Source organism: Craterilacuibacter sp. (genome assembly GCF_051659485.1).
Lineage (GTDB): Bacteria > Pseudomonadota > Gammaproteobacteria > Burkholderiales > Chromobacteriaceae > Craterilacuibacter.
On sequence record NZ_JBOFOO010000003.1, the window covers coordinates 1 to 9,590 of the forward strand.

General features: G+C 61.5%; 8 protein-coding genes and 1 pseudogene. 2 read left to right on the forward strand and 7 right to left on the reverse strand.

Annotated elements, in window-relative coordinates; all coding sequences use genetic code 11:
• Positions 1-230 precede the first annotated feature (230 nt).
• The 5 genes from ACRC1E_RS00030 to ACRC1E_RS00050 form a co-directional block, all read right to left on the reverse strand.
• Positions 231-1,880 carry an AMP-binding protein gene (locus ACRC1E_RS00030; RefSeq protein WP_438513060.1) on the reverse strand — a complete coding sequence of 550 codons (1,650 nt, stop codon included), beginning with the start codon at positions 1,878-1,880 and terminating at the stop codon, positions 231-233.
• Positions 1,881-2,066: 186 nt separating this feature from the next.
• A complete protein-coding gene (locus tag ACRC1E_RS00035; protein WP_438513061.1) occupies positions 2,067-3,569 on the reverse strand; it encodes a tripartite tricarboxylate transporter permease in 1,503 nt (500 codons plus the stop codon).
• Positions 3,569-4,057: a tripartite tricarboxylate transporter TctB family protein gene (locus ACRC1E_RS00040; RefSeq protein WP_438513062.1), complete on the reverse strand. Its 489-nt coding sequence runs from the start codon at positions 4,055-4,057 to the stop codon at positions 3,569-3,571. The genes ACRC1E_RS00035 and ACRC1E_RS00040 overlap by 1 nt, the downstream gene beginning before the upstream one ends.
• A gap of 2 nt (positions 4,058-4,059) precedes the next feature.
• A complete protein-coding gene (locus tag ACRC1E_RS00045) occupies positions 4,060-5,013 on the reverse strand; it encodes a Bug family tripartite tricarboxylate transporter substrate binding protein (RefSeq protein ID WP_438513063.1) in 954 nt (317 codons plus the stop codon).
• Between the two features lie 53 nt (positions 5,014-5,066).
• On the reverse strand, positions 5,067-6,197 hold the full coding sequence (locus ACRC1E_RS00050; RefSeq protein WP_438513064.1) for an ABC transporter substrate-binding protein: 1,131 nt from the start codon (positions 6,195-6,197) through the stop codon (positions 5,067-5,069).
• 70 nt (positions 6,198-6,267) lie between these two features.
• Here ACRC1E_RS00050 and ACRC1E_RS00055 point away from each other — a divergent pair, with 70 nt between their 5' ends.
• Complete coding sequence (locus ACRC1E_RS00055; protein ID WP_438513065.1) at positions 6,268-6,945, forward strand: response regulator; 678 nt, start codon at positions 6,268-6,270, stop codon at positions 6,943-6,945.
• Positions 6,929-8,323, forward strand: coding sequence for a sensor histidine kinase (locus ACRC1E_RS00060; protein WP_438513066.1), 1,395 nt, complete (start codon positions 6,929-6,931; stop codon positions 8,321-8,323). The genes ACRC1E_RS00055 and ACRC1E_RS00060 overlap by 17 nt, the downstream gene beginning before the upstream one ends.
• A gap of 26 nt (positions 8,324-8,349) precedes the next feature.
• On the opposite strand, the gene eda is transcribed toward ACRC1E_RS00060, so the two are convergent.
• Positions 8,350-8,979: a bifunctional 4-hydroxy-2-oxoglutarate aldolase/2-dehydro-3-deoxy-phosphogluconate aldolase gene (gene eda, locus ACRC1E_RS00065; RefSeq protein WP_438513067.1), complete on the reverse strand. Its 630-nt coding sequence runs from the start codon at positions 8,977-8,979 to the stop codon at positions 8,350-8,352.
• An 11-nt stretch (positions 8,980-8,990) separates the two neighbouring features.
• Positions 8,991-9,590: pseudogene (locus ACRC1E_RS00070) on the reverse strand (phosphogluconate dehydratase); the annotation flags it as partial.

The window sequence follows — 9,590 nt, forward strand, 5'->3', positions numbered from 1 at the left end:
TGCCCGAGCTGAACCGTGGCGACCAGATCCGCCTGCAGGTGATCCGCATCGACGAGCTGCTGCTGGAAATCGAGTTCCGCTTTGTCGGCATGCTGGGCCATGTCGAGGCCGATAGCGGCGAGGAAGAAGCCGGCTGAGCGGCGAGTGCATGCCGCTCTTGATGCGGATATAAAAACCCCCGGTGCGACCTGATAGGCCGCGCCGGGGTTTTTTTATGCGGATGTTGCCGCTTACGCCGCCGGCACCTCGTCGCGCAGATCCCGACGCAGGATCTTGCCGATATTGGTCTTGGGCAAGTCGCTGCGAAAGACCACATGGCGCGGCACTTTATAGGGGGTCAGATGGGCACGGCAGTGGGCGATCAGCGCGTCTTCGGTCAGTGACGGATTGCGCTTCACCACAAAAATCTTCACCGCTTCGCCAGTGCGCTCATCCGGAATGCCGATGCAGGCGACTTCCTGCACATCGGGGTGAAGTGCCACGACATCTTCGATTTCATTGGGATAGACGTTGAAGCCCGACACCAGCACCATGTCTTTCTTGCGGTCGACCAGCTTGTAGAAGCCCTGCGCGGTCAGCTGGGCAATATCACCGGTGGCGAGGAAGCCGTCGGCGTGGAAGACCTTGGCATTTTCATCCGGCCGCTGCCAGTAACCCTGCATCACTTGCGGGCCGCGCACGCATAGCTCGCCGGCTTCGCCCGGGGCAACATCCCGGCCTGCATCATCGCGCAAGGCAATTTCGGTGCCGGGAATAGGCAGGCCGATGGTGCCGGTGTAACGGCCCTGTAGCACCGGATTGGCGCAGACCATGGGCGAGGCTTCGGTCAAGCCATAGCCTTCTATCAGCGGCAGGCCGGTGACGGCTTGCCATTTTTCCGCCACCGCCTGCTGGATGGTGGCGCCGCCGCCTACGCTCACTTTCCAGGACGAGAAGTCCAGCTTGGCAAAATCGGGATGATGGGCCAATGCGTTGTACAAGGTGTTGACGCCGGTTATGCAGCTAATGGGGTAGCGCGCCAGATCCTTGATCACCGCCGGCAGGTCGCGCGGATTGCTCATCAGGATCGAGGTGCCGCCGGCACGGTTAACCAGCAGGCAGTTCAGTGCCAGTGCCAGGATGTGATACAGCGGTAACGGTGTCGCCATGACGACTCTGGCATCGCCTAGTGCCGGTAATACCAGGCTATAGACCTGCTCGATATTGGCCAGCAGATTGCCATGGCTCAGGATGGCCCCCTTGGAAGGGCCGGTGGTGCCGCCGGTGTATTGCAAAAAGGCAATATCGCCTTGTGCAACCTGTGCATCCCGCCATGGCTGCTTCAGGCCTTTGGCCAGCGCTTCATTGAAGGGCACGGCAGCGGGTAGCGACCATGCCGGCACCATTTTTTTCACATGGCGCAGCACCAAATTCACCAGCGTCCCTTTGACCGCGCCCAAGCGGTCACCCACGGCGGTGACGATCACCTTCTCTAGCGGCGTATTGGCCAGCACTTGCTGCAATACCGCCGCGAAATTCTCCACGATCACAATGGCGCGCGCGCCCGAGTCGCACAACTGGTGTTCCAGTTCGCGCGGGGTATAGAGCGGATTGACGTTGACGACAACCAGACCGGCGCGCAGCACGCCATAAAGTGCTATCGGATATTGCAGCAGATTGGGCATCATCAGCGCGACGCGGTCACCCTGTTTCAGTCCCAGTTCGGTCGTCAGATAGACGGCAAAAGCGGCCGACTGACGATCCAGCTCGCGGTAGCTGAGCTTGGCGCCCATATTGCAAAAAGCGGTGCGTGCCGGATAGTGTTTGACGCTGGTGGCGAGCATATCGCCCAGAGAAGTAAAGCGGGACAGATCCAGTGCCGTAGCGGGATAGGTATTCATTGCTGCGCTTCCTCGTGTAGTTTATTTTTCTGAATAAAAGCTTTAATCCAGATTGCATCTTGAGGGAGCATAAAGCAAACAAATTCAAATGTTTGCGGTTATTTGCGGCTATTTGTGGAAACGTGGCAACGGCCAGTGCCTGCTTTGATGGGCATGCGCTGGCTGTTGACCGTTTGGGGGAGGGACTCAGCTGGCAAGCAGAGCCTGGCGTCGGCGCAGCAATGGCGGTATCAGCACGATGGCTGCGGTCAGGCAGAGGATAGTCAGCGAGATGGGATGGGTGAAAAAAACCGTGGCATCGCCCTGATTAATGGCCATGGCACGGCGGAATTGTTTTTCTGCCAGCGGCCCGACAATCAGTCCGACAATCAAGGGTACCACCGGAAAGTCGAAGCGGCGCATCACGAAGCCGACCACACCGACCAGATAGAGCAGCATCAGGTCGAACCAGCTTTGACGCAGGGAATAAGCGCCCATGGTAGCCAGAACCACGATGCCGCCATACAACAATGGGCGCGGAATCTTCAGCAACTGTACCCACAAGCCGACCAGTGGCAGATTGAGCACCAGCAGCATGACATTGCCGATATACAGCGAGGCGATCAGCCCCCATACCAGCTCGGGGTAGGTGTCGAACAGCAGGGGGCCCGGGACGATATTGTATTGCTGGAACGCCGACAACATGATGGCGGCGGTCGCCGAAGTCGGAATGCCCAGCGTCAGCAAGGGCACCAGCGTACCGGTGACCGCTGCATTATTGGCCGCTTCGGGGCCGGCAACACCTTCGATGGCACCATGGCCGAACTCCTGCTTGGCCTTGCCGCGGGCGAGTTTTTTTTCTGCCGAATAGGACAAAAACGTCGGCATTTCAGTCCCACCGGCCGGAATGGTACCGAAGGGAAAACCGATGGCGGTGCCGCGCAGCCATGGCCAGAATGAGCGCTTCCAGTCGGATTTGCTCATCCAGACCGAGCCCTTAACCGTTTCCAGTTTGGGTTTGACACCGTTTTCATAGGTTGCGCTATACAACGTCTCCCCGATGGCAAACAAGCCCATCGCCACCACCACGATATCGATACCGTCTATCAGCGGCAGTTGGCCCATGGTGAAGCGTGCCTGGCCGGATTGTTCTTCTATGCCTATCAGCCCTAGGGCCAGTCCGAAAAAGAGCGCGGTCATGCCTTTGCTGGGCGAGTTGCCCAGTACGGCAGATACGGCCGCGAAGGTCAGTACCATCAGCGAGAAGTTTTCCACCGGCCCCAGCTTGAGCGCCATGTTTGCCGCCAGTGGCGCCAGCAGGGTCAGCATAACAGTGGCAATGGTCCCGGCGATAAAGGAACCGATGGCGGCAGTGGAGAGTGCCGGTCCGGCCCGGCCGCGCCGTGCCATCTTGTTGCCCTCCAGCGCCGAGACGATGCTGCCGGCTTCACCGGGCGTATTCAGCAAAATGGAGGTGGTCGAGCCGCCAAACATGGCACCGTAGTAGACACCGGCCAGCATGATCAGCGCGCCGGTGGGCTCTATGCTGTGGGTGACCGGCAGCAAGAGAGCAACCGTGACGGCGGGGCCCACACCGGGCAAGACGCCGATCGCGGTGCCCAGCGTACAGCCGAGCAGCGCCCACATCAGGTTGGCCGGTGTCAACGCCGTAGCGAACCCCAGCGAGAACAGGGCTTGCAAGGATTCCATTACAGTACTCCCGGAATCAGTGCCGGCAGGTTGAGACCCAGCCAGACAAACAGGCGAAATAGCCCGAACACGAGTAAAAACGACACGATAGCGTCGCGCAGGGTATGGCGGGATGCCAGTGCGCGGCTGACGCCAAAGCACAGCAAGGTACCGGCCAGCGTGAAACCTATCAGCCCTATCAGCGCCATATGGGCCAGCAATGCACCCGAGAGCAGGATAAAGCGGCTCCAGTCTGCATCGGCCCGCACTTCTTCATATTCGGGCGGGACTTCCTGCTCGGGAGGCAGGCTTGCGGCTTGGCTGGCCTGCAATAGCAGCAGGCCGCCGCACATCACGAGTCCAGTGACCACCAGTGTCGGAAAGAAGCGCGGGCCGATGCCGGCATAGCCTGCATCGGCCGGAATATCGGTGATTTGCCCGGCCATGATCAGGCCCAGGGCAATCACCGCGACGGCGAGCCATTGCTCGCCATTGGCGCGGCGTATCATGCTCAGTTCCCCAGCTTCAGCTTCTTGACGACGACGCCGGTGCGCTTGATTTCAGCGTCGAGGAAGGGCTTAAACTGTTCGCTGCCCTGATACAGGTCCAGCCACTCCAGCTTGGCGGCCCTGTCTTTCCAGACCGGGCTTTGCACGGCAGCTTTCACCATGCTTCCCAACTGTTTCTTCTGGGCCTCATTGATGCCCGGAGCGCCGAATACGCCGCGCCAGTTGTACAGTACAACGTCGATGCCTTGCTCTTTCAGCGTAGGCACATTGATGTCCGCCTGTTTCTTGTCGGCTGACAGTGCCAGTGCCCGCACTTTGCCGGCCTTGATCAGGTCGGCCAGTTCGCCATAGCCGCTGATATAGGCACTGATCTGGTTGCCCAGTACCGCGGCCTTGCCTTCACCGCCGCCGGCATAAGGGATGTAATTGAGTCTGTCCGGATCAATACCGGCTTTTTCCGACATCAGTGAAGCCATGATGTGGTCGATGCCGCCAGCCGATCCGCCACCGAAACTGATCGCGCCGGGCTTGGCCTTGTAGGCTGCCATCAAGGCCGGCAGTGATTTGTAGGGGGAATCGCTGGGAACGACCAATACATTGTATTCACCCATCAGACGGGCGATGGGTGTCACCATCCCGAAATTGACCGGCGACTTGTTGGTTTCGATGGCGCCGACCGTGACGGCACCGGCCACCAGTAAGGCATGGGGGTTGCCCTTGTCGGTATTGATGAATTGCGCCATGCCTATGGTACCGCCGGCACCGGCCTTGTTTTCTACGATCACGCTTTTGGCCTGCCCCGAGGCCTTGAGGGCATCGCCCAGTGTGCGGGCAATGGTGTCAAAGCCGCCGCCCGGATTGGCCGGTGCCATGATCTTCATCTGTTCGACTTCAGCATGGGCGGCGAGTGGGGCCAGTGCCAGCAGCAGGCTGGCAATCAGGGTCTTCAGTTGCATGGTGTCTCTCCTTTGTGTGAAGGGCTGCTTGCCGCGCAGCCCCGTGCGGTGTGTCAGCTTGGGCTGATCGGAAATAGGGTGTGGCTGCGGGTGGGGCGCTGGACATTGCTGTACCAGCGCTGCAGGAATAAACGCTTTTTGGCACGATCTAAATAAACCAGTAGCCCGGTGCCAACCTGAATCGGGCGCAGGCGTTCCCCTATGGCGTCCAGGTCAATCTGGCCCAGTCGCCGGGGCAGACCATTGCGTACCGGAGGCAGCGTGCTGCTGGCAGACAGTTGTTGCTGCCCGCGCAGTGACAGGATGTAGTCGGTCCATAGCCGCGCCGCCGCCGGATGGGGGGCCGCGGCTGTAATCAGTGTCAGGCGGCTGACGACCAGCGTGTAGTCTTGCGGTATGCGCCAGCCCAGACGCGGGTCATGCTGCGCCCTTTGGGCCGCGTAGGGGCCGATGACGTTGTAGGCAAAGTCGGCATCACCGCTGGCCAGTTTGCCCAGCATGGCGCTGCTGCTGGTTTCGTGGCGTGTGGATGCCTTGGCCAGTTCGCGTGCCAGCGCCCAGAATGCCGGGTTGTAACGTGCATCCTGAGTCAGAAACAAATAGCCGACACCGGAAGCCGCTGCATCGTAGCCGGTCAGGCGCCAGCTTTTGCTGACGCCGGGTAGTAGACGCTGCAGTGCCTCGTGGGTGGCAGGCACCTCGCTATCGCGAATGCGCGTACGGTTCCAGGCGAAGACCACCGGCTCGAAGGTTGTGCCCCAGGTTTCGTCGCGCCAGTGTGCCCAGCCGGGCAGGGCACTACGCTCCGGGCTGACATAGCGCTGGCTGAAGCCGTCATTGACCAGCCGGACCTGAAGATCCATGGCCGAGCTCCACACTACATCGGCACGGGTCTGGCCACGGGCGGCATCACTGCGCACTTGTGCATCAATCTTGCTGGCGGGCAGTTCGTGGTAGCTCAAGCGGATAAAGGGGTAGCAAAGGCGAAAGTCGGCCAGCAAGGCACTGGCCTGCTCGTAATCGGTGGTCGCAAAAATACTCAGCTTGCCTTCTTGCCGGGCGGCCTCTAGCAACTGCCGATAGGCCGCCGGATAGCTTGATGGCGGGCAGGCCGCATGGACCGGGGCCGCCAGCAGGCTGAGTGCGACGACCGGATACCATGTCTTTTTGCGGGCTAATATCATGTATGGATATCTGCTGCGGTTTTAGTGTTAGCATTCTAGAGTTGCCAACCTTTCAAATCGCTTTCAGTCCATGCGTATTCTGCTGGTAGAAGACAATCCCGAGCTGGCCAGCTGGCTGATTCCGGTGTTGAGTAGTGCCGGCCATGCGCTGGATCATGCGTCCGATGGCATCATTGCCAACCAGTTGCTGGAGAGCGAGCCTTATATGCTGGCTATCCTTGATGTCGGTTTGCCGCGGATGGACGGCTTCGAAATCCTGCGCCGCTTGCGCCGCCGCGGCAGCCGGATTCCGGTGCTGATGCTGACGGCACAGTGCGGGGTGGATGACCGTATTGGTGGTCTGGATCTGGGGGCCGACGACTATCTGGGTAAGCCCTTCGATGTAGACGAACTCAAGGCGCGGGTGCGGGCTTTGCTACGCCGTGGTCAGGGTCAGACGGGTGGCCGCGTGCAGTGCGGCCGCTTGCAGTTTGACGCCGCCAGCCGCAGCCACAGTGTGGATGGGACGGTGCTGGCCTTGACGCCGCGCGAAATGGCGGTGCTTGAGGTGCTGCTTTACCGGCAGGGCCGGCCGGTGACCAAGGATGCACTGGCTGAGCAGGTGGCCGGCCTGTGCGAAGACATCAGTGCCGATGCGATGGAGGTGTATGTGCACCGCTTGCGCAAGAAATTGGCCGGCAGCGGTGTACGTATCCAGACGCTGCGCGGGCTGGGCTATTTGCTGGATGAAGATGTGGCGGCGATCTGAGGCGAGGGCGCCTTTGCGCGCCAGCCTGCGCCGCCAACTGCTGTTGTGGGTGGTGTTACCGCTGCTGCCGCTGGTTGCCGTCAATGCCTGGCTGGCGCGTGACAGCGCGCGCGCGGCGGGCAATCAGGCATTCGATCGTAGCTTGCAGGCCTCGGCACGCAGCATTGCCGAACATGTCAGCGTGACCGATGGCGAGCTGACGGTCGATATCCCGGTAGTTGCACTGGAAATGTTCGAATCCCATTTTCAGGACCGGGTGTTCTACCGGGTGGCTTTTGTCGGTGGCCGCGAGTTGACCGGCAATGCCGCGCTGCCACTGCCTGTCCCTTTGCCTCCTGCATTTCACACTGCGTTTTATGATGTACGCTATCAGGATGCCGAGTTGCGGGTCGCCGCCTATCTGTTTCCGTTTTACTACGGCGGCAGCAATCGCCTGATGGTGGTGCAAGTTGGCGAAACCACCTTGTCGCGCCAGGCACTGGCCGGTGCGCTATTGCGCGAATCACTGTTGCACCAACTGCTGCTGGCGGCCGTGGCCGCCCTGTTTGCCGCGATCGGTATCCACCGCGTTTTGCGCCCGGTGCGCAATCTGGGGCAGGTATTGGCCGAACGGGGCGGCGATCCCGAACTGCGGCTGGATCCGGCGCTGGTCCAGCAAGAGCTCAAGCCCCTGCTGCTGGCGCTGAATCAGGCATTGGAGCAGTTGCAGCAGCAACTGGCCGTGCGTCAGCGCTTTATAGCCGATGCCGCCCATCAACTGCGCACGCCGCTGACCCTGCTCAAGACGCAAGCACAGTTTGCTGCCGCACAAGGCGATGACATGTTGCGAGCCCGGGCTTTGGCGGCGCTGGAAGGCTCGACTGATCAGCTTATCCGTCTGGCTGGGCAGTTGTTGGCCTTGTCCCGGCTTGAGCCCGGCTCGCGGCGCCATGAATGGCAGCAACTGGATTTGGCGCGTCTGGCACGCGAGGTGAGCGGCGACTTTATCCTGGATGCGCTGGCGCGCGGGCTCGATCTTGGTTACGAGGGTGAGCAGAGTGTGCCACTGCGTGGCGACGCCTTGATGCTGCGGGAAATGCTGGCCAATCTGATCGACAATGCGCTGCGCTATACGCCGACAGGCGGCGTGGTGACGGTGCGTCTGGTACCGGAGTCTGCGGGCTTTTGCCTGAGTGTCAGCGATAGCGGGCCGGGTATTGCACTGGCACAGCGCCGCTGTGTTTTCGAACGCTTTAATCGCGGCGGACTGCTGGATGGGGCCGGTTGCGGTCTGGGTCTGGCCATCGTCGAAGAAGTCGCGAACAGCCACGAGGCCAGTGTGACGATAGAAGAAGCCGCAGAAGGCGGGGCGCTGCTGCGGGTCAGCTTTCCTGCGTGACCCGGGAGGCAGGCAGATTGCCGGCTTTAGTGTAGCGGAGCCAGCATTCTTGCGGCATTGGCCAGTGCCGTGATGCGCGGCCAGTCCTGTGCGGCGATGGCATCTTCCGGTGTCAGCCACGAGCCGCCCACTGCCACTACATTGGGCAGCGCCAGATAGCTGGCGGCATTGCCGGCGTGGATGCCGCCGGTCGGACAAAAACGCAGTTCGGGCAAGGGGCTGGCCAATGCCTTGAGCAGCTTGATGCCGCCGATGGCATCGGCTGGAAACAGCTTCTGGATAAAAAAGCCTTCATCCTGCGCGCGCATGGCTTCGGACGGGGTGGCGATGCCTGGAATAAACGGCAGCTCCAGCGCCCTGACTCCGGCGACCAGTTCCGGCGTGCAGCCCGGGCTGATGCCGAACATGGCGCCGGCGTCGACCGCCGCTTCCAGATGGGCACGGGTACGCAGGGTGCCGGCACCGATGATCACGCCGGGCACCTGATCGCGGATCAGGCGGATGGCGGCCAGTGCCGCCTTGGTTCTGAGGGTGACTTCCAGCACGCGGATGCCGCCGTCGGCCAGCGCATGCGCCAGATCCACCGCCAGTGCCGGATCATTGATCTGGATGACCGGCACGACCGGCCCCTGTCGCAATAGTGTCAGCTCGTCCATATCCTCTTCCTTTAGTCCTGCCACAAGGGGTGGCAAAAAGTACTGGCACCATTTTCGGCGGCGCCGGCCAGACTGCGCAGGCCGGCAAACAGTTCGCGTCCGCTGCCGTAGTTATTGTGGTCCAGATCGGGTAGTTCTGCCGAGCGGATTGCCCACTCTGCATGGTCTACTTCGACTTGCAGACGGCCGCTGACGGCATCGACCAGAATCATGTCGCCATCGCGCACCCGCGCCAGCGGTCCGCCGGCGGCGGCTTCCGGCGTGACGTGTATGGCCGCCGGGACTTTGCCCGAGGCGCCGGACATGCGCCCGTCGGTGACCAGCGCCACCTGAAACCCCCGGTCCTGCAGCACGCTCAGCGCCGGCGTCAGCTGGTGCAGTTCCGGCATGCCGTTGGCGCGCGGGCCCTGAAAGCGCAGTACCGCCACCATATCCTGCTCCAGTTCGCCGTGCTTGAATGCGTCCAGCAGGGCGTCCTGATCGTGAAACACCCGTGCCGGCGCGCGTATGCGGCGCCGTTCGGGGCTGACCGCCGACACCTTGATGACCGCGCGCCCCAGATTGCCGGTCAAGAGCTTCAGCCCGCCATCGCTCTGGAACGGCCGCGCGGC